The organism is Embleya sp. NBC_00896 (genome assembly GCF_045207785.1).
In the GTDB taxonomy this organism is placed as follows: Bacteria; Actinomycetota; Actinomycetes; order Streptomycetales; family Streptomycetaceae; genus Embleya.
In genome coordinates this window covers 5,711,331-5,737,794 of sequence record NZ_CP108776.1, presented here as the reverse complement: position 1 = coordinate 5,737,794, position 26,464 = coordinate 5,711,331, and the positions used below count along the sequence as shown (strand labels likewise).

General features: G+C 72.7%; 18 protein-coding genes. 2 read left to right on the top strand and 16 right to left on the bottom strand.

Translation table 11 applies throughout. The annotated features are described in order from the left end of the window. The first annotated feature begins 107 nt into the window (after positions 1–107). A complete protein-coding gene (locus tag OG928_RS26010; protein ID WP_406287919.1) occupies positions 108–482 on the top strand; it encodes a hypothetical protein in 375 nt (124 codons plus the stop codon). Between the two features lie 90 nt (positions 483–572). On the opposite strand, the gene der is transcribed toward OG928_RS26010, so the two are convergent. Genes der through cmk form a run of 3 tightly spaced genes read right to left on the bottom strand, consistent with a single transcriptional unit; the run spans position 573 to position 3,434 of the window. Then, complete coding sequence (gene der / locus OG928_RS26005) at positions 573–2,042, bottom strand: ribosome biogenesis GTPase Der (protein WP_406287918.1); 1,470 nt, start codon at positions 2,040–2,042, stop codon at positions 573–575. A gap of 43 nt (positions 2,043–2,085) precedes the next feature. Next, positions 2,086–2,751 carry a lysophospholipid acyltransferase family protein gene (locus OG928_RS26000; RefSeq protein ID WP_406287916.1) on the bottom strand — a complete coding sequence of 222 codons (666 nt, stop codon included), beginning with the start codon at positions 2,749–2,751 and terminating at the stop codon, positions 2,086–2,088. Beyond that, positions 2,748–3,434, bottom strand: coding sequence for a (d)CMP kinase (cmk, locus tag OG928_RS25995; protein WP_406287914.1), 687 nt, complete (start codon positions 3,432–3,434; stop codon positions 2,748–2,750). Before cmk ends, OG928_RS26000 begins: the two co-directional genes overlap by 4 nt. Before the next feature lie 187 nt (positions 3,435–3,621). Between cmk and OG928_RS25990 the strand changes: the two genes are divergently transcribed. Next, the gene (locus OG928_RS25990) at positions 3,622–4,707 is read left to right on the top strand and encodes a prephenate dehydrogenase (RefSeq protein WP_406287912.1); all 1,086 of its coding nucleotides are present in this window, start codon (positions 3,622–3,624) and stop codon (positions 4,705–4,707) included. A 374-nt stretch (positions 4,708–5,081) separates the two neighbouring features. Here the strand turns inward: OG928_RS25990 and OG928_RS25985 are convergent, their stop codons facing one another. From OG928_RS25985 to OG928_RS25925, 13 genes are all read right to left on the bottom strand, one after another. Beyond that, positions 5,082–7,079: a hypothetical protein gene (locus OG928_RS25985; protein ID WP_406287911.1), complete on the bottom strand. Its 1,998-nt coding sequence runs from the start codon at positions 7,077–7,079 to the stop codon at positions 5,082–5,084. Further along, positions 7,076–7,516, bottom strand: coding sequence for a hypothetical protein (locus tag OG928_RS25980; RefSeq protein ID WP_406287909.1), 441 nt, complete (start codon positions 7,514–7,516; stop codon positions 7,076–7,078). Before OG928_RS25980 ends, OG928_RS25985 begins: the two co-directional genes overlap by 4 nt. Next, positions 7,483–9,339: a hypothetical protein gene (locus tag OG928_RS25975; protein WP_406287907.1), complete on the bottom strand. Its 1,857-nt coding sequence runs from the start codon at positions 9,337–9,339 to the stop codon at positions 7,483–7,485. Before OG928_RS25975 ends, OG928_RS25980 begins: the two co-directional genes overlap by 34 nt. Before the next feature lies 1 nt (position 9,340). Next, positions 9,341–11,575 carry a hypothetical protein gene (locus OG928_RS25970; protein ID WP_406287905.1) on the bottom strand — a complete coding sequence of 745 codons (2,235 nt, stop codon included), beginning with the start codon at positions 11,573–11,575 and terminating at the stop codon, positions 9,341–9,343. Positions 11,576–11,600: 25 nt separating this feature from the next. Further along, positions 11,601–12,662 (bottom strand): protein kinase domain-containing protein, encoded by a 1,062-nt coding sequence (locus tag OG928_RS25965; protein ID WP_406287903.1) that lies wholly within the window; start codon positions 12,660–12,662, stop codon positions 11,601–11,603. After that, the gene (locus OG928_RS25960) at positions 12,659–15,115 is read right to left on the bottom strand and encodes a hypothetical protein (protein ID WP_406287901.1); all 2,457 of its coding nucleotides are present in this window, start codon (positions 15,113–15,115) and stop codon (positions 12,659–12,661) included. Before OG928_RS25960 ends, OG928_RS25965 begins: the two co-directional genes overlap by 4 nt. Continuing rightward, positions 15,112–18,969, bottom strand: coding sequence for a tubulin-like doman-containing protein (locus tag OG928_RS25955; protein ID WP_406287899.1), 3,858 nt, complete (start codon positions 18,967–18,969; stop codon positions 15,112–15,114). Before OG928_RS25955 ends, OG928_RS25960 begins: the two co-directional genes overlap by 4 nt. A 79-nt stretch (positions 18,970–19,048) precedes the next feature. Continuing rightward, positions 19,049–21,349 (bottom strand): VWA domain-containing protein, encoded by a 2,301-nt coding sequence (locus OG928_RS25950; protein WP_406287897.1) that lies wholly within the window; start codon positions 21,347–21,349, stop codon positions 19,049–19,051. Between the two features lie 387 nt (positions 21,350–21,736). Beyond that, positions 21,737–22,723: a pseudouridine synthase gene (locus OG928_RS25945; protein WP_406287895.1), complete on the bottom strand. Its 987-nt coding sequence runs from the start codon at positions 22,721–22,723 to the stop codon at positions 21,737–21,739. Then, the gene (scpB, locus tag OG928_RS25940; RefSeq protein WP_406291212.1) at positions 22,723–23,346 is read right to left on the bottom strand and encodes an SMC-Scp complex subunit ScpB; all 624 of its coding nucleotides are present in this window, start codon (positions 23,344–23,346) and stop codon (positions 22,723–22,725) included. Before scpB ends, OG928_RS25945 begins: the two co-directional genes overlap by 1 nt. Positions 23,347–23,534: 188 nt before the next feature. Continuing rightward, the gene (locus tag OG928_RS25935) at positions 23,535–24,518 is read right to left on the bottom strand and encodes a segregation and condensation protein A (RefSeq protein WP_406287893.1); all 984 of its coding nucleotides are present in this window, start codon (positions 24,516–24,518) and stop codon (positions 23,535–23,537) included. A 132-nt stretch (positions 24,519–24,650) separates the two neighbouring features. Continuing rightward, a complete protein-coding gene (locus OG928_RS25930; RefSeq protein WP_406287891.1) occupies positions 24,651–25,202 on the bottom strand; it encodes a hypothetical protein in 552 nt (183 codons plus the stop codon). Next, the gene (locus tag OG928_RS25925) at positions 25,187–26,161 is read right to left on the bottom strand and encodes a ParA family protein (RefSeq protein WP_020555592.1); all 975 of its coding nucleotides are present in this window, start codon (positions 26,159–26,161) and stop codon (positions 25,187–25,189) included. The genes OG928_RS25930 and OG928_RS25925 overlap by 16 nt, the downstream gene beginning before the upstream one ends. Between the last annotated feature and the right edge of the window lie 303 nt (positions 26,162–26,464).

The following is a 26,464-nucleotide window of genomic DNA, read 5'->3' as shown; positions in this document are numbered from 1 at the left end:
CCCGGGCGGGCCCGGACACCCATCGACGCGCTCGCGTCGCGTGTGGCTTTGGTGACGGTTCGGGGTCGAGACCGCAACGCCTGCGCGTCACGTTCGTTGGGCTTGGTGTGTTCAGCTTCGATGACTCCATCAGCAGCCGGGCCCTCGGCCACCCCGTCGTCGCCGTGGATGTCCCCGCGGCGCCGACCCACGACCTACTGACCCCGATCTACAACTCGCTGGAGAGCGAGTGGCGGCGGATGTTCCGCGCCATTCCGCACGAGCGCTCGAACGAGGACTACGCGGCGAGCCGCCCCTCGTACGGCGCGCCTCCGGCGATCACCAACACGTACGCGCAGGACCTCCCGTACCCGAGCCTGACCCTGCCGGTCCAGGCCACCGGCGACCTTGGCGGCTACACCGCCTACGGGCGCCACCGCGGCACCTCCCTGGTCCCCGCCCAGCCCCCGCGCGTCCCGCCGCAGGGCCACCTTCCGTTGTAGCGCGGGAGGTGGGACGGCCATGCCCGAGGGCCCGGACGCGTGGTGCGTCCGGGCCCTCGTCGTGGTGCGGTCGTGCGTGGTGCGGTCGGGTCAGCGGGTCGGCTTGTTGCGGCCGCGCTTCTCCCTGACCTTCATCCGGATCTCGATCGGCGTGCCCGGGAAGCCGAACTCCTCGCGCAGCCGGCGCTCGATGAAGCGGCGGTAGCCGGCCTCCAGGAAGCCGCTGGTGAACAGCACGAAGCGCGGCGGCTTGGTGCCGGCCTGGGTCGCGAACATGATGCGCGGCTGCTTGCCACCGCGGACCGGGTGCGGGTGGGCGGCCACCAGCTGACCCAGGAACGCGTTCAGCTGACCCGTGGGGATCCGCTTCTCCCAGCTCGCCAGCGCGGTCTCGATCGCCGGGACGAGCTTCTCCATGTGCCGGCCGGTGAGCGCCGAGACGTTCACCCGCGGTGCCCAGGTGACCTGCACGAGGTCCTGCTCGATCTCGCGTTCGAGGTAGTAGCGGCGCTCCTCGTCCATGAGGTCCCACTTGTTGTACGCGATCACGATCGCGCGGCCGGCCTCGACCGCGAGCGTGATGATCCGCGTGTCCTGCTCGGTGAGCCGCTCACTGGCGTCGATCAGGATGACCCCGACCTCGGCCTTCTCCAGCGCCGAGGTGGTGCGCAGCGACGCGTAGAAGTCGGCGCCCTGGGTCAGGTGCACACGGCGGCGGATGCCCGCGGTGTCGATGAACTTCCAGGTCTTGCCGCCGAGCTGGATCAGCTCGTCGACCGGGTCGCGCGTGGTGCCGGCGACCTTGTCGACGACGACGCGGTCCTCGTTGGCGACCTTGTTCAGCATGCTGGACTTGCCCACGTTCGGGCGGCCGAGCAGCGCGACCCGGCGCGGGCCGCCCTCCTGCAGGCCGAAGCGCTGCGCGGGGGCCTCGGGGAGAATCGCCAGCGCGGCGTCGAGCAGGTCGCCGCTGCCGCGGCCGTGCACGGCCGAGACCGGCCAGGGCTGGCCCAGGCCGAGCGACCACAGCGCGGCCGCGTCGGCCTCCTGGGCCATGTTGTCGACCTTGTTGGCGGCGAGCACGACCGGCTTGCCGGCCTTGCGCAGCACCCGGACCACGGCCTCGTCGCTGTCCGTCGGGCCGACGATCGCGTCGACCACGAACATGACCGCGTCGGCCTGTTCGATCGCGTACTCCGCCTGGACCGCGACCGACAGGTCGATCCCGACGACGTCGCGCTCCCAGCCGCCGGTGTCGACGACGGTGAACCGTCGGCCGTTCCAGTTGGCCTCGTAGTGCACGCGGTCGCGGGTCACCCCGGGGGTGTCCTCCACGACCGCCTCGCGGCGCCCGATGATGCGGTTGACCAGCGTGGACTTGCCCACGTTGGGCCGCCCCACGACGGCCAGGACCGGCAGCGGGCCGCCGGACTCCCCGTCGCCGTCGGAGCGGTTGGGGGCGTCCCCGTCGAGGTCCACCCACTCTTCGGGGTCGTAGCCCGCCTCCCACGCCTCCGGGTCGAAGGCGCCCTCGGTGGTGGCGTCGGCGTGCTGCTCCATGGGGGTGTTCCTCGTTCGGGTAGCTGTACGGGTCAAAAATCGGTCAGCCGGCGCGGCCGGTCATCCGCTCGGCCTCGCGCAGGTGCGCGGTGAGCCGTTCGACGATGCGGTCCGACGCGGCCTGGACGGCCTTGCGGGTGGCCCGGCGGTCGGCGTTCTCGACCGCCTGGAACGGCTTGCCGTAGACCACGTCGATCCGGGAGCGCAGACCCGGCAATGCACCGATCGAGGATCCCCGCGCACCGGTGCCGAGGCAGGCCACGGGGACGATGGGTGCCCCGGAGCGCAATGCCAGATATGCAAGTCCATTGTGCACTGCCGAGAAGTCGGCCTGTCCCCGCGTGCCCTCCGGGAACACCCCGAGCGCGCCGCCGCCTGCCAGAACGGCGAGCGAATCGGTGATCATCTTGCGGTCGGCGACCCCGCGCTGGACCGGGATGTGGCCGATCCCGCGCAGTATCGGACCGAGCGCGCCGGCGAACATCTCGCGCTTGACCAGCACCTGGGTGGGCCGCGGCGCGAAGGCGAACAGCATCGGCCCGTCGACGAAGTTGGCGTGGTTGCCGGCCAGGATCACCGAGCCGGCCATCGGCACGTGCCACGAGCCGAGCGCGCGGATCCGCCAGAAGCTGCGGAGCAGCGGTTCGCCGATGAAGTGCGCGGCCCCGGCCAGCGGGGGCTTCGAGGTGGTCCCGACGGCCGCCGTCACCGCACGTGTTCCGCGACCAGGGCCAGCAGGTGGTCGACGACCTGCTCGCGGTTCAGCTCGGTGGTGTCCACCAGGATCGCGCCCGGGGCCATCCCGGCGGGCGCGACCGCCCGGCCCGAGTCGAGCGCGTCGCGGCGCGCGAGGTCGGCGCGGGTGTCCTCGACGCTCATGGCCTGGGCGCCGGCCAGCTCGGCGTTGCGGCGGGCCGCGCGGGCCGCCTCGGACGCGGTCAGGTACACCTTGAGCGGCGCGTCGGGCGCGACCACGCTCGCGATGTCGCGGCCCTCGACGACGATCCCGCCCTCGCCGATCACCGCGCGCTGGAGGTCGACCAGGCGCGTGCGCACCTCGGGGACGGCGCTGACCGGGCTGACCGCCTTGGTCACCGCGTCGGTGCGGATCGGGCCGGCCGCGTCCTGGCCGTCCACCGTGATGGTGGGCGCTTCGGGGGCGGTCCCGGAGAGGATCTGCGGCTTGTCGGCGGCGGCGGCCACGGCGACCGGGTCGTGCACGTCGACGCCGTTGGCCAGCATCCACCAGGTCATCGCCCGGTACATCGCGCCCGTGTCGAGGTAACGCAGTCCGAGCCGGGCGGCGACCGCACGGGAGACGCTGGACTTGCCGGACCCTGACGGGCCGTCGATGGCGACCACGGCTGTCGCGAGCGGCGTACGGGCTTCCACGGTCGCGGACCTTTCGATTGTTGCCGGCACGGGTGTTGCCGGCATGGGTGTTGCCGAAGGTATCGCCGAGCCGGGCGGCGGCGGGGCGGATACCGAAAGGCGATAGGACACCGCCCGAGGGTACCGTCACGGATAGCCTTCATCGGTTACCCCATTATCCCGTCACCCGCCCCCTGGAGTTCCCGTCATGCGTACCGCCGCCGTGGTCGGCACCGGACTGATCGGTACATCCGTCGCGCTCGCGCTGACCTCGCGTGGGGTCACGGTGTATCTCCGGGACCACGACAGCACCGCGGTACAGACGGCCGCGGCCATGGGCGCCGGGCTCGACGCGGTGCCGCCGGAGCCGGTGGAGTTGGCGGTGCTCGCGGTCCCGCCGGGTCGGATCGGCGAGACGCTCAAGGTGGTGCAGGCGGAGAACCTCGCACTGAGCTACACCGACGTCGCGAGCGTCAAGGAGCAGCCGCTGCACGAGATCGAGGCGCTCGGGTGCGACGTCTCGCGGTACATCGGCGGCCATCCGCTCGCCGGGCGCGAGCGCTCCGGGCCGCTCGCGGGGCGGGCCGACCTGTTCGAGGGTCGGCCGTGGGTGCTCACGCCGTCGCGCAACACCGACACCGAGACGCTGAACCGGGCCCTGGAGATGGTGTCGCTGTGCCGCGCGGTGCCGGTGGTGATGGCGCCGCGCGACCACGATCACGCGGTGGCGCTGGTGTCGCACGCGCCGCACCTGGTGTCGGCGCTGATGGCCGCGCGGCTGGAGTACGCGCGGGACACCGACACCCGGCTCGCGGGCCAGGGCGTGCGGGACGTGACCCGGATCGCGGGGTCGGACCCGCAGCTGTGGATCGACATCCTCGGCGCCAACGCGAACGCGGTCGCGGACGTGCTCGCCGGCCTCGCGGCGGACCTGGACACGGTCGTCGGCTCGCTGCGGTCGCTGGCCGCGGACGACGAGGCCAAGCGGGACGTGGGCGCGCGTGGGATCGAGGGGGTGCTGCGGCGTGGCAATGCCGGGCACGCGCGGATTCCGGGCAAGCATGGGCAGCCGGCGGCGCGGTATGAGGCGGTGCCGGTGGTCGTGGGGGACAAGCCGGGGGAGTTGGCGCGCTTGTTCGCGGACGTGGGGCGGGCGGAGGTCAACATCGAGGACATCCGCATCGACCATGCTCAGGGCCGCCCGGCCGGGTTGGTCGAATTGCAGGTGGATCCGACGCGCGCCGAGGCCCTCACGGTGGCCCTGCGAACCGGCGGCTGGACGGTCCAACGCTGACGGGGCGGCCTCAATCGCCGGCCGGGCTCGGGCGTCCTCAATCGCCGAACCGGCTTGAAAGCCCCGCCTCCTCCCGGACCGGCCTGCGGCCCGCTGTCCTCAAACGCCGGACGGGCTGTGAATAGGCTTGAGGCCGAATCAGCCCGGCCGGCGCTTGAGGCCACCTCGGCCGAAGGCCGGGTCGATCAGCCCGGCCGGCGTTTGAGGCCAACCCAGGTGCCGCACGGCGCTATGCGTTTGAGGCCAACCCAGGTGCCGCACGGCGCTATGCGTTTGAGGCCAACCCAGGTGCCGCACGGCGCTATGCGTTTGAGGCCAACCCAGGTGCCGCACGGCGCTATGCGCTTGAGGCCAACCCAGGTGCCGCACGGCGCTCAGCGTGGGGGGTTTTGTTCGGACCAGCGGCGGCCGAGTTCGGTGCGGAAGTCTTCGGACCATTGGGAGTTGAGGAGGATCTCCTCGATCAGGGGGTTCGGGGAACGGTCTCGGCGGTCGGAGAGAACGCAGATCGCGATTTGGCGGAGGACGCCCTTGGTGTCGGTCTTGGGCGCCAGAACGACAACGAGGAGTTGTTCGAGGAGTTTGCGGGTGCGCTTCTCGCCCGCGCCGGATGCCTCGAGGCGATCGCCGAACTGCTCGGCGTCCAGAAGCGTTTCGCGCATCGCGACCAGGTCGTCCGGGTTCCATGCCTCCGGGGCGAGCTGACGGCGCCGCTGCTCCAGCCGCGTGGTCAACCGGTCCGCGAGGACCGGAAGCACCCGCAGGTCGGCCAACCGCAACGCGACCGCGAGCGTGACGATGTTGTCGATGCCGGCCACCGCGGTCTTCGCCGCCCCGCCACCCAACGCGCGTTCGCGCAGGGTCGGCTTCTCCGGGAGGCGTTTGACGGCCCGCCGGATCTTGTCGACCTCGGTGTCCGGGATCCCGTAGCCCGCCCACATGCTCCACGGCGCGTTCCCGGCACTCGTGGGCAGCGCGCCCGGGGTCGGCGGACTCTCCGGCGCCGACGCGTCGAAGTCGGCGTCGAGGTCGTCGTCCTCCGGCTCGTCCGGAAGCGGCAGTGCCGGTATCGGCAACTCGCCGCGCTCCTCCTCGAAGCCCGGCCACGGCCCGGCGAACGCGTCCTCGATCTCCTCGAACACCGCGCCGTCGTCGGCGTACCACGTCACGTCCTCGGGCTCGGGCCGCGGCTCGGGCCGCGGTTCCGGCTTCGGCCGCGCCGATTCCGCCGTGTACGGGAACGCCGGCTCCTCCTCGGCCGCCGACACCGTGACCACGCGCGGCTCCCGCTCCACCCGCACCGGCGCCACCGCCGCGACCAGCTCCGGCTCGGGCTCGCGGGCGCGCTCCGGCTCGCGGGTGCGCTCCGGCTCGCGGGCGCGCTCCGGCTCGCGCTCGACGACCTTCGCAACCGGTACCCGCGACGCGGACGTCGGCTTGCCCAGCCGCGCGCAGATCTCCCGCGACCGCTCCTCGGCCCGCTCGTGCGGGAACCGGCGCAGGTCGCGCATGCCCTCCAGGAGCCGGTGGATGCCCGGCCAGTCGGTATCCGTGTACCGGCTGACCAGCAGCGCCGCCGCGTGCCCGTGCACGTCCGAGCCGGCCTTGGGCTCCTCCGGCACCGCCAGCCGGTAGCGGCCCGCCCACGGCTGTGCCTCGCGCGGCCGACGCGGCAGCACGACGAACCTCGGTTTGCCGGAGTGGTCGAGCGTCTCGAACGTGGAGAACGTGAACGAGACCGGCACCAGCCACAGCAACAGGTCGGACAGGCCCCACAACATCGGCACCGGATCGATCCCGACGTCCGCCTGCCGGAACGAGAAGAACCGGCCCGGGTGCCGCAGCACGGCCGCGACCGCGACCTCGAGCAGGTACGCCTGGTCGCGGGCCCGCCCGCGCAGCCGTTCGGCGTGCCCGTCCAGCGCGTGGGCGACGAAGTCCGGGGCGAGCGGCGCCAGGCCGTAGCCGCGCGGGATGTCCTCCAGGGCCGGCTCCCCCGCCCACACCGCGTCCTGGGTCAGCACCAGGGCCGCGTGCGGGCCGAGGTCGCGCCCGGGATCGAGCAGGACGCGCGCGTTGTTGCCGTCGACCACGTACTCGCGCCGGATCACCGCGGCGCCGCGGCCGGTGTGCACGAGCGCGACGCTGGTCACCGGCGCGCCGCGGTCGTCCGCGTCGATCGCCACGTGCTCGCGCACCTCGTCGTGCCAGCGCAGCAGTTCGTCCCGGGTCACGGAGGTCGCGATCGGTCCCAGGCCGCGCCCGCCGAGCAGACTGTCGTCCTGGCGCCGGTAGACGATCTGCCGAAACCCGGTCGTGCCGGCATCGACCACCATGTCGTTCCCTCCCGGCTGCGCCGTCCGTAGCGTCATTGCTCCCGATCCGTCCCTTGGGGCGTGAGGTCGAGGTGGTCCACGGCCAGCCGGCCGTACTCGGCCAGGAACGGTTCCTGGTAGCCGGTGCCCCAGAGCGCCCATACGAAGGCCCGCTGGTATTCGGCGTACAACCGGTATGACGTATTGAGACCCCAGACCGTGCCCGCCACCCTGGCGCCGAACTTCGAGTGATCCCGAACTCGGTCGATGGTGAGCCGGGTCAGCCGGTAGATCAGCCGCCCCAGCAGGGCACGCGGTATCCCGCATTCGTCCAGGGTTCGGATGTCCTCGTGCAGCCGGGTCAACACGGCCACGTAGGCGGCCCTGGTGTGCCGTTCGGGGCGCCGCTTCTGCTCGTACGCCCGGCCGACGAGTTCGTCGAGGCGGTACACGACGTGGGTCAGGAACGGCGGCTCGGCCAGCAGCAGGGCCACCGTGAGCGAGGCGGTGTCCGCCTGTTCGAGCGCGGCGCGGAACTCGCGCGACTCGCTCCCGCCGGCCCTGGCCAGCGCCGCCGCGGCCGTCCCCAGCGTTTCGTAGCCGGCCCGGGTCGCCTCCAGCCGCTCCCACGCGGGCCAGTCGGGCGCCCCGCGCAGGGCCGCCCGTCGGCCCCGGTCGAGGGCAGCGCCGGCCGGCTCCCGGCCGCGGCGACCCCGGGCCGGGCGGGCGCGAGTTGCTCCGGCCGCGGTGGCACGGGCCGGGCCGGCCGATCCGCGTCGCCCATCGACACGCCCCCGCCCACCCGGAAGAACGGTTCGCTCCGGTCACCCGAGTCGACCCGATCGGCCCGGTCTCCCAGCGCGGCCCGGTCATCCGGCTCATAGCACTCGTCCCGCTCACGGCGAGGCGCCCACCCGACCGAATCCCGCCGGTCCGACTCGCCGCGCCCATCGCGTACATCCCGCTCGTCCCGCTCGTCCCGCCGGCCCCAGTCCTCGCGCCCGTCCCGCTCGTCGAAGACGCCCGACCGACTCGACCGACCCGACCGACCCGACCGACCCGACCGACTCGACCGACTCGACCGACCCGATTCGCCGAACCCATCGGACGCGTCGAATTCGCCGACCTCACCGAACTCGTCGGATTCACCCGACTCTTCGGATTCGTCCCGACGGGACCAGGTATCGGAATAACCGGACGCCTCCCCCTCGTCCGACTCCCCCGACTCCGCCCCCGCCCCCCGCCCCGGCTCCAGCCCCGATCCCAACCACGCCCCGTCCCCGCGCCCGTCCCCGCGCCCGTGCCCCTGTTCCGGCCGCGCCGGGTACCCCCGAGGCGGGTCGTCGACCGGCAGCGGCGGCACGAAAGCCTGAACGAACCCGGTCGCGTCCGGATCCAGTTCGAGCACCAGGACCGCCCGCTCGCGGTTCGACGCGTTCATCGCCCGCGCCGCCGCGGCGACCTTCACGAGCTTGGCGTCCACCTCCGGCCACGGAAGGGTGCAGAACAGTTGCACCAGGACGCCGGCCGCGTTGCGGAACTGGTCCAGGCCGGGCTGCGGTTCGCTCGCCGGGTCGATCCGGAGCCGGTTCGCCGGTTCCGGCGTGTGGGGCCAGCGCGGCACCAGCACGAAGCGCGGCTTCACCGATGCGTCGCTGGTCTCGTAGGTCGAGAACGTCCAGGTGCCCGGTGCGATCCGCTGGGCGAGTTCGAACACGCCCCACAGCAGCGGCACGATGTCGGCGCCGACGTCGTCCACGTGCAGCGTGAACGCCTTGGTGGGGTCGCGCAGCACGGCCGCGAGCACGACCTCCAGGAGCTCCGCCTTGTCCCGCGCCGTTCTGCGGATCTCTTCGTACACGTGCCCGTCCAGCGCGTCCCGGCGGAGCGGCGCGGCGCGCATCGGCGCCCCGTCGGCCACGTCGGCGAGCGGCACCTCCGACCCGGTCAGTCCGCCCCCGCGCCGGCCGTGCAGCCACGCCGTCGCGAGCATCCTGTGCCACTCGACGGTCCGCGCCGGGTCGAGCAGGATGTGCGCGTTGTTGCCGGGCCGGTTGGTGCCGTGTATCGCGGCCTCGCGCAGAATCAGCGCGTACCGCTCCTCCAACCGCACCCGGCACATGCTCCAGGCCGGCGTCTCGGGCAGCGACCGGTCCATCGAGACGTGGTTGTCCAACTCGCCGTGCCAGTCCCGAAGTTCCTCGTACGTCAGGGACGTCGCGACCGGGCCCATACCCTTGCGGCCGAGCAGGCTGCTGTAGCTCCAGCGGTACACGACCTGGTCGAGCGGCCGATCCACCCCGGTGTCCGACGCCATGTCACACCCCCACCCGCTCGATGCCGGCCTGATCGAGCATGTCGCACATCGCGAGGATCGACACGATGGGTTCGAGAACCCGTCGCGGCCGGATCCCGCCGGGGAACCGGCCGTCGCGATCGCGCGCGCCGGTGGCCGACACGAAGTGCATCGTGCAGCGCCGGAACTCCTCGAACGGGCCGAGCCACGCGGCCGCGTCGTGGGCGTGCAGGAACGAGTACACGTCCCGACTCTCCGCGTCCACACGCGCGGGGTCCACCACGCCGGCCACCTGCGGCCGCGAGCCCAGCCACGCGTCCACCGGCGGCTCGAACCGGATCAGGTCGGCCTTGGTGACCGCGACCGCGACCGGCTGCTCGAGCAGCTCGCCCGCACGCGGCAGCCGGTCCATCACGGCGGAGAACGTCCGGTCGCCGCGCCGCGCCCCCGACGCCTCGTCGCCGTCCTCGGTCAGCCGGCGCAGCTCGGGCAGGTCGACCGCGACGACCGGGTCCACCACGAACACGAACGCGTCCGCGGCGGCCAGGAACTGCATCTCGCGCCCGCCCCTGGCCAGGTCCTCGCCACTGACGTCGAAGAACGCGATCGGCCGGGTCCGCCCGCCCGCCCGCAGCAGCAGCGCGTCCGCGAACTGGACCAGGTTGCCCTGGTTGTTGACCGTGGTCGCGAGCATCTGGCCCTGCTGGAGCGGATCGACCCGGTTGCGCCGGTAGTCCTGGTGCTGGTCGGGGTCCACCGGCGAGTGGGTCACCCCGTACGCGCGCAGGCCGCCGGCGTCGATCTCGGCGATCATCGCGGCGAGCAGGTGCGTCTTGCCGGACAGGCCGTCGCCGATCAGGCCGATCACCAGGGGTGGCTCGTGGATCATGTAGTTCGTCGGCAGGTAGTGTTCGCGCTGCTCGTCGCCGGTGGGGTTCGGACAGCGCATGAACGTGCCGCGCCGCCGGTCGTGGAGCTTGACCGGGTCGGTGATCCGGCCCAGGTCGACGTGTTCGAAGCGCAGGCGGGCGTCGCGTTCGTAGAGTTCGTTCGCGTTCCAGCGCACAAGGTCCAGGCAGTAGGGGCAGCGCACCTCGGGTCGATTCGGGTCGGCGGGGCCGGGCCCCGGAGTCGGAGTCGGGGTCGATTGGGCCGGGACCTTCCGCGGCGCCCCGCCCGTGCCGGGGGCCGGACGCGGCTTGCCCACCACGTGGATCGGCTCGGACGGTGCTTCGTGGGCGGGTTCCGGCGTTGCCCCGTGGGCGGGTGACGGTTCGCGTGGCGGGAGCGGCTGGGTGGGCTCGGCGGCCGGCTCACGGGTCGGCTTCGGCCTGGTCCGGCCCCCGGCCTGGTTCGTGCCGAGCGCGTCCAGCCGATCCCGCATCGCGTCCACGCGCGTGGGCTCGGGCAGCGTGTGCAACTCGATGGGCACGTTGAGCAGTTGGTGATAGCCGGCCCAGCCGCCGCTCACGTAGTGCTTCACCAGCCGCCGGGCCAGCTCGCGATGCGCGTCGTACGGCTCGCCGCGCCCGGTCACGTCCACCCGCACCCGCCCCCCGGGCCCGGTGGTCGGCCGGCGCGGCAGGACGACGAAGCACGGGGCCGACTTCGGGTCGCCGTCCTCGTCGTCGATCTCGAACGTGGAGAACGTCCACGGCCCCGGGAGCAGCGCGCTGAGCAGATGTTGCAGGCCCCACAGCAGGGCCGTGCCGTCCTCGGCCGTCATCGGCAGGATCGACATCCGCGCGCTCGGGTGGCGCAGCACGGCGGCGGTGAGCACCTCCAGCGGGTCGCCGAGCCGGTGGGCCCGGTCGTGCAGGTCGTTGGCGGCGAGTTCGAACGCCTCGGCGAGGCGCTCGTCGGCGAGCGGCTTGAGGCCGTAGCCGGGCTCGACCCGGTCCAGCCGCACGGCCCCGGGCGCGCGTCGGCCGAGCGCGCCCCAGGCGATCGCGTCGAACGGCGCGACGCTGTCGCGCGGGCCGACCAGGACGTGCGCGGAGTTGTTGAGCCACGGCCGGCGCGCGTCCGCGGTGACCTCGCGGCGGATCAGCGCGACGCCCAACGGGGTGTCGAGCAGGCACACGCTGGAGCCCGGGCAGGCGGGGTCGCCGTGGTCCATCGTGACGGCTTCGGACAACCGGGTGCGCGTGTGCCAGCCGAAGAGCTCGTCCCGGCCCAGCGATGTCGCGACCGGCACGACGCCGCGGCGTCCGAGCAAGCCGTCGGGGTCCCAGCGATACACGATCTGATGCAGCATCAGCCGGCCTTCCCTGCCGTCGCGTTCAACTCGATTGGCTCCTTCCCCAGAGCCGGCGCCGACGATCCGGGGCCTCGACCGGCCCGCGTGGCGGCAGGTCCGGGGGCGGGGCCGGGGTCGCGCGCGGCGGGTCGAGCGGCGCGGCGGGCGGCGGCAGCGGTTGGGCCGCGAGCGGCATCCGCTGCCGCTTCTGGGCGAGCACGAGTTCGTAGCGGCGGCGGCCGTCGGCGAGCGGGTCGTACTGGGCTCGGCCGCCCACCCACGGGTCCGGTTCGCCGAGTCGGCGCAACATCTCGGCGGGTCCGGGCCGGCGCCGCGCGTCCGCCTCGAACACGCCCTGGAGCAGGTCGAGCAGCACGCCCTGGGTCTCCACGCCGACCGGAACCCGGCCCTGGCGAACGGCGCGGCCGGTGGAGACGTGGTAGGCGACCTGCGCGGCCGACCACACGTCGTCGCGCGGGTCGGCGGCCCCCGGCCCCCTCAGCGGCCCCGGCGCGGCCCACTGGGCGGCACCCAGGCTGCTCCTGGGTTCGCCGGCGAGCGCGGCGTGCCCGAAGTCGGTGATGTACATCCGGCGTTGCTCGCGCTGCCAGCACACGCTGGTCGGGGTGAGGTCGCCGTGCACGACGCCGGCCACCTCCAGGTAGCGGGTGGCGCGGAAGATGGCCCGCCGGAAGTCCTCCTGTTCCTCGGTCACGAGCTTGCCCACGACGTCCTCGGCGGGCGGGCAGGGCGCGGATTCGAGCAGCAGGAACGGCTCGTCGCCGTCGAAGTCGTGGCCCACGACGCGCGCCAGCTCCGGCGGATAGCCGTCCGGGCCGAAGGTGCGGACCAGCCGGAGCAGCACCCGGATCTCGGTCTCCAGGCTCGCCTCGGCGCCGACCCGGCGGCGCCCGTCGAGCGTGCCCAGACGCTTTTGTACGAACGTGGTGCCGTCCTCGCGGTCGCGCACGTCGCGGACCCGGAAGGGCTGCCCCGCGGCGGCCGGTCGGTCCGGGCCGAACTCGACGCGGCGCTCGATCGGGGTGCCCTCGGGGTCGGTGTAGAGGATCGTGTCCTCCACCGGCTTCTCCCCCGTCTCGCTCATGACGCCCTGCCACCGTCCTCGTATCCGCCGAAACCGCCGAACCGGTCCGGCTCCGCGGCCTCGCCGCCGGCGCTCTCCTCCCACATCCGCGCGTCGTCCACGGAGCCCGGCAGCAGCGGCATCAGGCGCAGCACGCCGGCCAGCCGACCGCCGCCGGTCCACACGAGTTCGTGGTCGATCACGTGGTCCGCGCGGCGCTCGCGCAGCGCCTCGCGCACGGCCGGGCGCACCCCGCGCGGGGCGAATCGGACGCTGCGCGCGTTCGTCGGCGCGTGGTCGAGCAGGATCAACTGGTCGGCCGCGCACAGCTGGAGCATCGGCCGGTCGGGGGGGTGTGCGAGCAGCTCGGCGATCCGCTCGGCGTCGCCGCCGACCGCGTCCCCGACGTGCGGGCGGTCCTGACGCCGGCGCGCGAACGGCGGCGCGGCCTGGACGCCGTTGTGCGCGAGGTGGTCGGCGTACGCGTGCAGGATCGGCCGCAGCTCCGACTCCACGCCGTGCCGGGAGGCTTCCGCGGGGTCGCGCTCCAGGAGCGGCCACAGTGGTTCGAACGCGGCGTGCAGCCCGTCCACGACGTCGCTCAGGACGGTGTCGTACAGGCTCGCGCCCGCGCCCTGCGGCGGCGGCGTCGACGGCGGCGCGGGCCGGCCCGGGGTCGAGTAGCCGCCGGTCCCGAACGTGGCGGTCACCGGATCGGGCTCGGACACGTCGCCGGCGAACCGGTTCTCGATCCCCGCCGCGTCCTCCGTCAGGGTCTTCGCGGTCTCCTCCAGGAGGGCGGCGAGCACGGTCGCCCGGTCCACGGCCTCACGGCGCGGCCCGGCGAGCGCCCAGTCGTTCCAGATCGTCCGCACGAGCACAGCGTGCAGCGCGACCAGGGCCTGGAGCGCCCCGCCGAGGGCGAGTGTGTGCTCCCAGTGCCGCACCCGCAGCATCCAGTCCACGCCGGGCAGCAGCAGGAGCACGGCCAAGCCGAGCACGAGCGCGAGCGGACCCACCCCGACGGGCGGATCCCAGGCCCGGCCGGTGAGCCATCCGCCCACCACGCCGACGACCGCGATCAGGCCGGCCACCACGATCATCGGCAGCGCCTCGGCGGGCAGCGCGGCACGGCCCTTGCGGTCGGGTCGGCGCAGCGTGATCAGGGTCGGTCCCAGGATCGCGAGCAGTACCGCGAGCCCCGCGCCGACCACCCCGAACGCGGGCCACAGCGCGGCCAGGAAGGACCCGAGCAGCAGGCTGCCCGCGATCTTGATGTCGACCGGCCCGAGCGGAAAGTCGGCCGGCCGCGTGTAGCGCGCGAGGAAGCCGTCCGAGCAGGTCCGGTCGACCTCGTCGGCACGCGAGGTACCCGCGCCCGGCGCGATCCGTTCGGCGAGTTCGCGCAGCCGCTCGGCGAACCCGCGCAGCCCCTCGGGCCGTTCGAACGCGGCGGTGGTGCGCTCGTACAGCGCGCCGGCGACGGACGCCGTGGCCAGCCCCTGCGGCTCCGGGATCACCACGCCGACATGCTCGCGCCACGCCTTCCCGTCCGCGTCGAAGCCGCCCGCGCCGCGCCCCACGGTCTCCCGGACCTGGTCGCGATAGTCCCGCAACACCCTGGCCGCGTCGGCGATCTCGTCACCGATCGGCCGCCCGGCCCGACCCGCCGAGCCGTACAGCGCGAGCGGGCTCGCGAACAGCGCGAGACGCTCCCTGGCCCGGGTGAAGCCGTGGTTGGCGTGTCCCCACATGCCGCCGAGCATCCCGTCCGGGCGCACGCACTCGCCGCTTCCGCCGGCCGTCGCGGCGAGCGCCGTGCCGGTGCCGTCGGCGAGCGCGGCGAGCGGCTCGGGCCACGGCTCGTTCATCCCGCCGTCGGCCCCGGCCAACTTCTGCGCGGCACGGATCCTGGCCCGCTGGACGGCGTCGTCGCGGATCCGGTGCACGAACACGCTCATCCCGGGAGCCGCGATCGAGCGCGGCAACTCGGTGACCCCGACCAACACCTGGTCGAACACCTCGGGCTGGGTGAGCACGTCGAGCAGCGGCCCGAGCGCGTCGGCGTCGTCCGGGGTGAGGGTGACACCGGGGGCCCGCCCCGGGGCCCACTCGGTGCCGCGCACGTCGCCGACCCACAGCGTCGCCGCGTCGCTCCCGACGAGTTGGCCGGGGCGGCGCAGCACGATCGAGCCGTCCACGGGCGAACCGACCGCGACGCACACGACCTTGCTGTACATGCCGGCGAAGATCCGCTCGTACGCCTGCCGGTGCGCGACCAGATCGTCGACGGCGTCGACCACAAGGATCCGGTCGGCGTCCACGTTCCGGGTCCCGGCCGGCACTCGCGTTCGCGCGTACGCGGTCTGCACGTCGGCGAACTGCCGAGCCGCCATCACGGTGTCGTACTCGGTGCGCAGGTCCACCACGATCACGAGCGGGCGCGGCGCGCCCTGGTCGGTGGTGTCGGTCACCAGCCACCCCCGGGCGTCTCGGGCTCGTCGTAGTCGTCGGGATTGTCGAGGCGAAGCGTGCGATCGGTGCCGTCGAGCCGCAGGGTGCGGTCGGCGCGATCGGGGTCGCGGGGGTCGAACCGGTCCCGGGGATCGCGGGGATCGCGCGGATCCTTCGGCTCACGCGGGTCGTCCGCGTCGTCCGGGGCGTACGGGTCGTAGGGGTCGTACGGCTCCCGCCGCACCCGCCGCTCCACGGCCGGCCGGTCGTGATCGGGCTTGTCGAGGTTCGGCCGCCCATCGCGGCGGTCACGGGGGTCGCGGGGGGCACGGGGTTCGCGGGGATCCCGCGCGTCACGGGAGTCCCGGGGTTCATGAGAGTCCCGGGGTTCATGAGAGTCCCGCGCATCACGGGAGCCCCGGGGCTCACGGGCGTCGCGCTGATCACGCCACTCGTCCCGCCCGCGCACGTCCTCCGGGTCCCGCCGGTCCCGGTCCACCCGCTCCGACCCCGGCCGGACCGGATCCCGCGCGTCACGCCGCTCCCGCGAGTCCGGCCACCCGCGCTCCCCACGATCCCGGTCCTGCTCCCGGTCCCGATCCGAATCCCGGTCCCGGTCGCGCCCTCGGTCGCGATCCCGGTGGCTCTCCCAATCCCGGTCTCGATCCCGATCCCGTTCCCAGTCCCCCGCCTCCTCGCCCCGAGGCCCGAACCCGTCCATGTCCCCGGACACGTCGTCGAGTTCCAGCTCCCGCAGCGAGTCCCGAGTGCCGCCCTGGTGCGGGAACGACAGGTCGAGCGCGGTCGGCAGGGTGACCTCCCACAGCCGCAGCAGTTCCTCGGCCCACCCTCGGCTCCGCTCGGGCAGCCGATCCCGCAGCTCCTTCAGCACCTTGATCTGGCGGGGCGCGACCTCGTGCACGAAGTGCCGGTACAGCGACGACGGTTCCCTGACCCGCGAGCCCAGTCCCTCGGGATAGGTGAGCATCAGCTGCTTGGCGAACTCCCGCCGCACGGACGCGTCGTCGGTCAGCGTCCACTCCTCGTACGCGCGCAGCAGGCTGCCCCACGACGAGGCCCGGTCGAACGGACGCAGCGGCAGCTTCATCACGGTCGGCCCGTCCGGCAGCCGGATGCTGATCACCTCGGGCGAGGACCGCTCCCCGCGCACGACCCCGACCTGGCCGTTCCACATCGCGCACAGCAGCCGGTGCAGGATGTACGCCCGGTGCCCCTCGGTGGTCGCGAGCCAGTCGTAGGTGAAGCCGAGCCGCTGCCGCCACTTCAGGAAGTCCACCGGGTCCTGCCGGTCGAGCGAGCGCGACCAGTGCGCGAGCACCCGGCGGACCTCGGGGACCTCGGTCAGGCTCATCGCGCTGCGGAACAGCACGACGACGATCGACTCCTGCTCCACCGCGCGGAACTCGATCTTGCGGGACGGCTCGTTGGGGATGTTCAGCATGCGTTCGAGGTACTGCCGCACATCGGAGTCGGCGGCCGTGCCGGGGTGCGCGATCAGCACCTTGAGCTCGCCGCTGCCCTCGGGCGAGAAGCCGTTGGGCAGCATGCCCGCGAGCTTTTGCACGAACTGTTCGAGGTCCTCCTCGCCCACCGCGGCGCCGCGCCGGGTCGCCGCGCGGGTGAGCAGATCGCGCACCGGCGGCAGCAGCGGCTGCGCGTTGAGCTCGCCGGCCTGTACGAACAGGGTCTTGACCTGCTGCTTGATCTGGTCCCTGACGTAGGTGACGGCGGCCGGCACGCCCTCGCGCTCCTCGCCCATCTCGTACGCCTTCTGCCAGATCCCCGAGCCGAGCAGCTTGCCGACCACCTGCGCGGCCCCGGCCGTCTCGGGCAGTCGCTCGCGGTCCACGAAGCGGCGGACGACCTGGCGGTAGAACGACTCCAGGTTGCCCTGCGGCGGCAGCAGGTAGGACACCCCGGAGCGCTGCCGGTACAGCTCCCGGGTGGCCCGCCCGAAGTTCGCCTCCTCCTGGTCGCGGTGGTCGTTGAAGGCCTGGCCGAGGCTGTCCACGACGTGCCGCAGGTAGGTCATCTTGCGGTCCCACACCTCGGCCTGACCGCCCCACTGGGCATGCCAGTTGCGCCGTGAGCGCCACTCGAACCACTGCTGCTGCGCGCCGAGCGCGCGCTGCACCTCGGGGTCGCCCCACTTGGCCTTGACCACCCCGCCGGCGCGGTCCTTGATCGCCGGGATGTGCGGCGCGTTGACGGTGATCCCCGGCGGCGGCGTGGGCTCGGTGCTGCAGTGCGCGAGCAGTCCCGCCACGCCCGGCCGGTCGACCTCGCTGTACAGCCGCCGGTCGCCGAACAGCACCCGGGCGGCCCGGAACAGGTCGCCGTCGGTGAGCAGTTGGCGGATGCCGCGGACGTGATTGAAGTCCTCGGCGAGCTGCGCGGTGTGTGCGCGCAGCCGCGCCTCCTGCTGCTGCAGCGCCTGTTCCATCGCGCGGGTCCGGGCGTTGAGCGCCTGCATGATGCCCGCCGCGCCCTTGGCGGGCGAGGGGTCGGCGACGTGCGGCGGTGCGCACAGCCACAGTTCGCCGAGTCCGGACACCGACATGAACGACTTGACCTGCTCGAGGTTGGCCTCGGAGGCCACCCGCGCGTCCGAGGTCAGGTCGCGCACGGCCTGTGCGAGCAGTCGGCCCGCGACGATGTCGGCCAGCTCGTCCACCGGCACGGTCATCGACGCGACCAGGCTGGTGGACACCCCGCACGCGCCGATGCCGCTGGGCGCGGGGATCTCGCGGCGGACCCCCTCGTTGATGAAGCTGTCCGCGAAGGACTGGTACAGGTCGCCCTGGATGACCGCGTTGTCCAGCTCCGCGCCGCCCGGGTTGAGCCCGGTCCCGATCAGCGACATCACCAGCGACACCACCGAGCGGTGCAGGTCCTCGCGTTCGATCCCGCTGGTGCGGCTGAACAGGAAGCCGGTCTGCACGGTGCCGGCCTGGAGCCGGATCGGCTCCAGGCCGGGATAGCGCACCGCCAGGTTTCCGACAGGCACGCCGAGCCCGGTGTCGAGTTCCTCCTGCGCGAACTGACCGTTCTGGTCGTCGACGAGCTGGAACAGGTCCAGCAGCGCGCGACCCGCGTTGAGCACGGCCGGTCGGCCGCCACCGCGATCCTCGTCGAACGCGGAGGGCATCAGCACGAGCGGGTAGATCTTGATCCCGTCGTAGCCCTGGGAAAACGCCTCGCCGATCAGGTGCAGGTAGTCGTAGTAGATCCCGCATCCGGTGCCGCCGGCGATCGAGAACGCGACGAACACGTCGCACGTGTTGCGGTTGTTCTGGCTGCCGCTGAGCGCCATCAGGTGGTCGTTGCCGTTGCTGATCAGGCCCACCGCGCGGCGCAGCGGGTCCATCGCGGGGCTGAGCCCGTGCCGGAAGGTCTCGAACAGGGCCGCGCGCCCGACGGTGGGCAGTTGGCCCGCGCCGAGCCGCAGCGGCGTCACCCGCGGCTCGCCCTCGCGCGAGGGCAGCCACGGTTTGATCTCCGCCGCGGCGTTGATCCGCAGCGAGCGGGCCACCTCGGGGTAGGTGTTCAGCGGCGGCACCAGCTGCGTCGTCAGGTGCGCGTTGCGGTCGGCGGCGGCCCGGTGCGCGGGCGGCGCCGCGCGCAGCCGCTGGCGCTGCAACTCGGCCTCGTTGAGATCGGCGTAGACGAACTGGACGCAGTTGGGCAGCTGGTACGGGGCCAACTGGCCACCGAGCAGCTGCATCAGCCCGGTCCCGTCGGCGCCGCACAGTTCCTCGCGCAGCCGGCGCTCGAGTTCGGCTCCGATCAGACATCCGGTGCCGCCCAGGCCCACGAAAAGCATGGACTGGTGGATGGACATGCCCCTTGCCACGGGCCCTCCTCGAAAAAGTACGTGCCGTGCGAGTGCGGTCGTGCCGTGAACCACCGGGTCGGGAGGGGTCTCCTCGGAACTAGGTGCGCGGCGGCCCGTAGCCGAACGTGGTGTCGTCGGGACCCGAGCCGGGCCCGGGATCCGCCCCGGGGCCCGAGCCGTACGGGCCGTAGGGGTTGTAGGGCTGTTCCGGTCCGTACGCGCTCTCGGCGTACGGCCGCGCCGTCGGGGTCGCGGTCGCGGTGTTGCCGTAGGGACCGTACGAATCCCCGGAGCTCGGGGGACCGCTCGGCCCGCCCGGCGCCACCCGGTCGTCCCGGAAGCCCAGCGCGAGCCCCGGTTCGATTTCGATCGGGCGACCCATGTCCAGTTGGAGGTGCGACCCGAGCGGCGTCTCCACGTCCAGGTTCCCGGTCGCGGCGATCCGCCGGACGGTCCACGAGTTGCCGGGTTCCTGCTGGTAGAGCGGGACCAGCTGGGGTGGGTAGCCGGTCGTGTCGAGGCGGAACCACATCGCCTCGGCGCGGTCGTCCAGCGGCCGGGTCTCGACCCCTATCGGCTGCCCGTCGCGGTACAGGCTCAGCGCGATCGGCCCGATCAGCCGGCTGCGCCTGCGCCGCCTCCTCAGGAAGTCGAACAGTGCGGCGAGCAGTGCGAGCAGCACGACAGCCCCGATCACGAGCCACAGGTAGCGGTCCCAGAACCCGGGCGGCGGTTCGACCGTGACGGTGCGCGGGCTGTCGTAGAGCACCCGGTCGCCGTCGGTGGTGTCCACGACCCGGATCCGGCCGGTGTGGTCGCCCTTGGCGATGTCGTCGCGGAAGACGAGCTTGAAGTCGAACTCGTCGGCGCCGGCCGAGACCTGCTTCTCGGCGCCGGTGATCCGCAGGCCGAGGGCGGGGTCGAAGTCGGCGAGCACGCGCAGGGTGTGCGACTTGCCGTCGTTGACCTTCCAGGCGACCGTGCCGGTGACGCCGCCGCCGGGCTCGATCGTGCTGTCGCCCCAGTTCACCTCGACCCCGACCGGGCTCGGGGCCCCGCCGACGCTGACCGTCTTGACGTCGCGGTTGCCGGCGACCCCCGGCGCGGTGATCGTGCCGGTGAAGCTGACCTGCCCCGACGTCCCGCCGGGGATCTTGTACTCGCTGAAGAACTCGCCCTTGTCGCCGGCCTTGAGCGGGATGTCGGCCTTGATGCCGGCGCCCTCGATGTGCCCGGCCACCTTGACGCCCTCCAGGGCGTCCTTGGTGGTGAGATTGCCCTCGCGGGTCTGGAGGAAGACGCTGAACCGGACCGGTTCGCCCACGGCGGGCTGCGGCGGGTTGAGCTGGACGTAGGACTTGACCACGCCCTGCCACAGCGCGGCCGCGCTGACCGGGCCGGACACGCCCGACGGTGCCTTGAGGTGGATCCGCCAGCGGCCGGCCGCGGGATCGGAGATCCGCAGCGTCTCGGTCCGCGAGCCCTGCCCGCGCCGCTCGAAGCCCGGCCCGTTCGCGACCTGCTTGCCCTCCGGGTCGAAGAAGGTCGTCTCGATCTGTTCGTTGGCCTTCTGCACCTGGATGACCACGTCGGTGGCGATCGCCGGGATGGTCACGTGCAGGTCGGCCTCGCCGTCGACGTTGGTGGCGTCGGTCTGGGTCACCCCGGCGCAGCGCGCGGTCGCGAAGGCCTTGCGCAGCGTGTCGACGACTTCGCCGGAGTCCTTGACGGTCTTGGCCTTCGGCTTGTCCTCGGGCCGTTCCGAGCAAATCGACGGCGCGCCGCCGTCGGCCATCCTGGTCAGCTGGGCGGCGTCGATCCCGGTGCCGAAGCCGAGCGGCCAGATCTGTACCCCCGCGCCCTTGGCCTCGGCCAGCGCGGCGGTGAGTCCCTTGTCCAGCTCGCCCTGGATCCGCGCCTGGTCGTTGCCGTAGCCCTCGTCGGGCCCCACCGCCATCGCGCCGTCGGTCAGCACGAAGAGCACCTTGGGCTGCCCGGCCGGGGCCGACCGCAGCATGCTCACGCCCTGCTTGATCGCGGCGGGGATGTCGGTGTTGTTGCCCTCCTGGTCGGTGCGCGCGTGCAACTTGCCCGCGCAGGTGGTCACGGCCGGGTCGGACACGACGGTCATCGGGCACACCACGTCGACGGGCGACTTCGCGCCGGCGCCGCTGCCGAAGCCGACCACGCCGACCCGCGACTCGGGCGAGAGCTCGCCGATCGCGGCCAGCGCTGCGGCGTCCTTCTCCCGGTCCAGGTCGGGCCCCTGGAGGCTGCCCGACTCGTCGACCAGGACCGCGTACGAGATCGGCGCGACCTTCAGGCTCGGATCACCGACCGGCGGATCCGCCGCGCGGGCCGAACCGGGGGCCAGTGCCAGGCCCAGGACAGCGGCCAATAATCCGGTGGCCAGCCGGTGTGGACGCCGTGTGGAGGGCGCCGGCCTCGGCGCTCCCCGGCGGACAGGCAGCACCAATGTGGCGTTCCCCCTGCTGTCGGCCCCGCGGGTACGGGGCACCCCTCGGGTATCCGGCAACGTTCTAGCAGTCGCGTGGGGGGTCGCGGGCACCGTTCGCGATCACTGCAACACGCTCGGTTCCCAACCGTTATTCGGCCAGGTTCCGCTGCACCCCCGTGCGGGCTTCCACGATGCACCATGTCGGAGTCTGGTGGAACCGAATCGGCCAGATACGAACAACGGCCGCAGCAGTTCCACTCGCAAGTGGAACTGCTGCGGCCGTCAAGGCAGTTGAACCGCCTACGCCGTCACACCGAAAACAGTCGTCTACAGGTCGACCTGACGGAACAGCAGCCCGATCTCGTCGTTGGACAGTCGACGGGTGCGGCCCGGCTTCTGGTCGCCCAGCTGGATCGGTCCGAACTGGGTGCGCACCAGCCGCTCGACGGGGAAGCCCAGCTCGGCGAGCATCCGCCGGACGATGTGCTTGCGGCCCTCGTGCAGCACGACCTCGACGAGGTAGTTGTGCCCGACGCTGTCGACGATGCGGAAGCTGTCCGCGCGCGCGACACCGTCCTCCAGTTCGACGCCGGCCTTGAGCTTCTTGCCCAGGTCGCGCGGGATCGGGCCCTGGATCGAGGCGAGGTAGGTCTTGCGCACCTCGTACCGCGGATGCGTCAGCCGGTTCGACAGCTCACCGTGGTTGGTGAGCAGGATCAGGCCCTCGGTCTCCGTGTCGAGCCGGCCGACGTGGAACAGGCGCTGCTCGAACTCGGTGATGTAGTCGGCGATCGTGAAGCGGCCGTCCGGGTCGAACATGGTCGACACGACACCGGTCGGCTTGTTGAACGCGATGTACGTCTCGGCGGGGCGGGTCGGGATGCGCATCCCGTCGACCTTGATCTCGACGGTCTCCGGGTTCACCCGCTTGCCCTGCTCGCTCACGCGCTCGCCGTCGACCTGGACCCGGCCGGCCTCGATCAGGTTCTCGCAGTGCCGGCGGCTGCCGATGCCCGCGTCCGCCATCACCTTCTGGAGGCGGACGCCCTCCTGCTGCTCGCGCTCGTTGCGCTCGGTCGAGCGCATGGTCGTCGGGCGGCGGTCCGGACGACCCGTGCTCGCGGACGGGCGACGGTCCTTGCCGTTGGCGGCTCCCGACTTCGGCTGCCCACCCGCTCCGCCCCGACGGTTGTCGTCGGCGACGCGCCGGGGCTGCGGCGTGTTGCTGCCGCGCCCGGTGCCCCCGCGCTTGTTCACCGAGCGTTCGTTGCCTCGGTCGTTGCCGCCGGAGCCTTGCCTGTTGGTGGGTGCCATCAAACTTCCGTAGTCGTCTCGCCGTCGTCGGGGTCGGCGTGCACCGCCCCGGTATCCCTCCCAGTATCCCCGCTCCGCGCAAGCCCTGACGCCGCGCGTAGGGGGAAGCCCTCCAGACCCCCCTCCGTCTCCGCCTCCAGAGCCTCGATCTCGGGCAGGAAAGGGGCCAACTCGGGCAACTCGTCGAGCGAGCGCAGACCCATCCGCTCCAGGAAGAACTCGGTCGTGCGGTACAGCGTGGCCTGGGTCTCGTACTCGACGCCGTACTCCTCGACCAGACCGCGCGCGAGCAGCGTGCGCATCACGCCGTCGCAGTTGACCCCGCGTACCGAGGAGATCCGGCCGCGGCTGACCGGCTGGCGGTAGGCGACCACCGCGAGCGTCTCCAGGGCGGCCTGGGTGAGCCTGGACTGCTGTCCGTCCAGGACGAAGCGCTCGACGGCCGCGGCGTGCTCGGGCCGGGTGTAGAAGCGCCAGCCGCCGGCGACCTCGCGCAGGTCGAAGCCGCGCCCCTGGGCCGTGTACTCCAGGGACAGCGTGCGCAGCGTGGCGGCGACCTCGACGACCGGGCGTTCGAGCACGTGGGCGAGCAGGTGTTCGTCCACCGGTTCCTGGACGACCATCAGGATGGCCTCCAGGGCGGCCGGGAGCGGGCTGGCGGAGATCGGCGCGGCGGGGGGCGGGGTCTTGCCGCGCGCGGCCCGGGGGGCGGGCACGGCCGGGTCGGCGACGTGTCGGGACTCCGGTACGGCCTCGGCCCGGTCCTCGTCCCGGTCCTCGTCCTCCGGCTCGACCCAGAATCCGTCGTCGTTCACGCGCCCTCCTCGTCGCTCTCGCGCACCACCGTGTCGAACTCGTCGAATTCGTCGCCGACCACGGGCTCCTCGCCCTCGCCCGCGGTCCACTTCACGCTCAGCTCGCCGAGCGCCTCGGTCTGGTCGAACGCGACCGCGAGCTCGCGGAAGAGTTCGAGCAGGACCAGGAACCGCGCGATCACGTGCAGGGTGTCCGGCGCGTCGTCGGCCAGGTCGGCGAAGGTCGCGGTACCGAGCCGCTTGAGCCGCTCCACCACCACCGCCGCCTGCTCGCGCACGCTCACCCGTTGGACGTGGATGTGGTCGATCGACACGATCCGCGGCGCCTTGGGCGTCATCGCCTTCGCCGCGAGCCTGGCGAACCGCTCCAGACCGGTGGTGATCACCACCTCGGGGAGCAGGCCCTGGTAGCGCGGCTCCAGGGCGACGTCGCGCGGGTAGCGGCGGGACTCCTCGGCCCAGCGGTCCTCCAGGATTCCGGCGATCTGCTTGTACGCCCGATATTGCAGCAGGCGCGCGAACAACAGGTCGCGGGCCTCCAGGAGGGCCAGGTCCTCCTCGTCCTCCACCTCGGCGGCCGGGAGCAACCGCGCGGCCTTGAGGTCGAGCAGGGTCGCCGCGATCAGCAGGAACTCGGTGGCCTGTCCCAGGTCCCAGTCCGGGCCCTGGGTCCGGATGTGGGCGATGAACTCGTCGGTGACCTTGGACAGCGCGACCTCGGTGACGTCGAGCTTGTGCTTCGAGATCAGGCCCAGGAGCAGGTCGAACGGGCCCTCGAAGTTGTGCAGGTTGACCCGGAAGCCGGTGTCGTCGTCCGCCGCGCCCGGGCCGGGGACGGGCTCCGGGGCGGCTCCGGGGACGGGCCGCGCGGCGGGCTCGTCCGGGGAGGTCGACGGGCCCGGTGCGACCCGGCCGGCGGGCGCGTTCGGGCCGCGCCCGAGGGCGCGGCGGGCGGGAACGGGGCCGTTGCTGTTGGACATCGTGCTCAATGGTGCTGGCCGCGGCTGCGGGAAACGGCACGGACCCGCCGGTCCGTGGTCCGAATTGGGCCACTCAGGGGACCGGCGGGTCCGTCGAGATTTTCGCGGTACGGGGCTACCGCCAGGGCTTTTCTAGGAACCGCGCAGCCGACGGACGAGAATGCTCGCCTCGCCGCGCGCCTCCAGGTCGGCCAGGACCACGGCGACCGCCTCACGCACTATCCGACCGCGGTCCACGGCCAGGCCGTAGTCGCCGCGCAGGCTGAGGCGGGCGTGCTCGAGGTCCATCAGTTCCTCGGCCGACACGTAGACCGTGATCTTCTCGTCGTGTCGCTCGCGTCCGCTCGGGCGGCGCTGCGCACGGGTGCGACGGTGCGCCGGACGCGCGTTCGGGTCGACACCCGCGGCGGCGGCGGACATCGACGACGTCCCCGACGGCGTGGGCGCCTCGCGGCGTCCGGGTACGGGATGCTGCTCGGCCTCGCCGGAGCCGCCGTCACCGGACGGCTCGTGCCGCTCGGTGCTGTCGGGGGTGGCCCCGACCGGCGGAACCTGCGCGGGCACGGTGCGGTGCGGCTCTCCCGAGTCCCCGCCGGCGCTCTGCTGCTGCTGCTGTCGCAGCATCGCGCCACCGGTGGTCCGGAACAACTCGTCGGCACCCGGGAGACTCACTCGGCGCGACACCGGGCGAGCACCTCCCTGGCGAGCTGACGATAGGCGGCCGCGCCGACCGAGTTGGACGCGTAGGTGGTGATCGGCTCGCCCGCGACCGTGGTCTCGGGGAACCTGACGGTCCGTCCGATCACGGTGTGGAAGACCTGATCGCCGAACGCCTCGGTGACTCGTGCCAGCACCTCACGACCGTGCACGGTGCGCACGTCGTACATCGTGGCGAGGATGCCGTCCAGCACGAGGTCGGGGTTGAGCCGCTCGTGCACCTTCTCGATCGTCTCGGTGAGCAGCGCCACCCCGCGCAGTGCGAAGAACTCGCATTCCAGCGGCACGATGACGCTGTTCGCCGCGGTGAGGGCGTTGACCGTGAGCAGACCGAGCGAGGGCTGGCAGTCGATGATGATGTAGTCGTAGTCGTTGACCAGCGGCCGGATCGCCCGCGAGAGCGTGGTCTCACGTGCCACCTCGGTGACGAGCTGGACCTCCGCCGCCGACAAGTCGATGTTGCTGGGCAACAGGTCCATGCCGGGGATGATCGTCTTCAGCAGGACGTCGTCCGCGCTGAGATGGCTCTCCATCAGCAGGTTGTAGACCGTGAGTTCGAGCTCCATGGGGTTGACACCCAGGCCCACCGAAAGGGCGCCCTGCGGGTCGAAGTCCACGAGCAGGACCCTGCGGCCGTACTCGGCGAGCGCGGCTCCCAGGTTGATGGTCGACGTGGTCTTGCCGACGCCGCCCTTCTGGTTGCACATCGCGATGATCTTCGCCGGGCCGTGTTCGCTCACCGGCGCCGGAATGGGGAAGTACGGGAGGGCGCGGCCCGTGGGGCCGACGCGCTCGCGCCGCTGCGTGGCGGCGTCGGGGGCGAGGGTCGCGGCGTACTCCGGATCCGGTTCGTAGTCCGCGTCGGGGTCGAACGGTCCGCCACGCAGTTCCTCGGCGTAGCGCAACTCGTCGTCGTAGTAGTACATATCGTAGGCGTACTCGTGCGCGTCCGGACCATCGAGCCCGTCCTGCCCGGCCTTGCCGGCCTGGGCGGTGGGGCCCGCCTGAACGGCGCTGTCCGTGCGCGTCACCTGCTGGTCCTGCGAGCCGTCGGCGGGCCCGTAGGAAGAGGTAGTCGGCGCTGCACGGCCCGGCGCCGCCCCTGGCTGGGCACCCCCGGGAGCAAATGTCGACTCGTTCACAAGTCGTCTTACCTCCTTGCCGACCAGGTCATTTCTTGCTTCGTCAGCCTGAATCCTTGCCGACGGATCGCGACTCTATGGCGTTCC

What these genes read in the sequence shown, in the direction of transcription:
- scpB (WP_406291212.1), bottom strand. Translation starts at nt 23,346, where the DNA reads ATGGTCGTCCAGGAACCGGTGGACGAACACCTGCTCGCCCACGTGCTC.
- OG928_RS25975 (WP_406287907.1), bottom strand. Translation starts at nt 9,339, where the DNA reads ATGGCGTCGGACACCGGGGTGGATCGGCCGCTCGACCAGGTCGTGTAC.
- der (WP_406287918.1), bottom strand. Translation starts at nt 2,042, where the DNA reads ATGGAGCAGCACGCCGACGCCACCACCGAGGGCGCCTTCGACCCGGAG.
- OG928_RS25945 (WP_406287895.1), bottom strand. Translation starts at nt 22,723, where the DNA reads ATGGCACCCACCAACAGGCAAGGCTCCGGCGGCAACGACCGAGGCAAC.
- OG928_RS25970 (WP_406287905.1), bottom strand. Translation starts at nt 11,575, where the DNA reads ATGCTGCATCAGATCGTGTATCGCTGGGACCCCGACGGCTTGCTCGGA.
- OG928_RS25925 (WP_020555592.1), bottom strand. Translation starts at nt 26,161, where the DNA reads ATGTACTACTACGACGACGAGTTGCGCTACGCCGAGGAACTGCGTGGC.
- OG928_RS25935 (WP_406287893.1), bottom strand. Translation starts at nt 24,518, where the DNA reads ATGTCCAACAGCAACGGCCCCGTTCCCGCCCGCCGCGCCCTCGGGCGC.
- OG928_RS25990 (WP_406287912.1), top strand. Translation starts at nt 3,622, where the DNA reads ATGCGTACCGCCGCCGTGGTCGGCACCGGACTGATCGGTACATCCGTC.
- OG928_RS25965 (WP_406287903.1), bottom strand. Translation starts at nt 12,662, where the DNA reads ATGAGCGAGACGGGGGAGAAGCCGGTGGAGGACACGATCCTCTACACC.
- OG928_RS25985 (WP_406287911.1), bottom strand. Translation starts at nt 7,079, where the DNA reads ATGACGCTACGGACGGCGCAGCCGGGAGGGAACGACATGGTGGTCGAT.